We start from the raw sequence: 212 nt of genomic DNA, 5'->3' as shown, positions 1-212 counted from the left end.
TGGTGGATGCCTTGGCGATCACAGGCGATGAAGGACGTAGTAGCCTGCGAAAAGCTGCGGGGAGCTGGCAAACAAGCTTTGATCCGCAGATGTCCGAATGGGGAAACCCACTCCGCAAGGAGTATCCCTGACTGAATACATAGGTCAGTGGAAGCGAACCGGGTGAACTGAAACATCTCAGTAGCTCGAGGAAAAGAAATCAACCGAGATTC

The 212-nt window shown here is 52.4% G+C and carries 1 rRNA gene; it reads left to right on the top strand.

The window, feature by feature from the left end:
- Positions 1–212, top strand: a 23S ribosomal RNA gene (locus N801_RS22355); the annotation flags it as partial.

Origin of the sequence: Knoellia aerolata DSM 18566 (assembly GCF_000768695.1) — a bacterium.
GTDB classification, from domain to species: Bacteria; Actinomycetota; Actinomycetes; order Actinomycetales; family Dermatophilaceae; genus Knoellia; species Knoellia aerolata.
The sequence above is the reverse complement of the archived record's forward strand: the minus strand, read 5'-3'. Positions and strand labels throughout refer to the sequence as shown.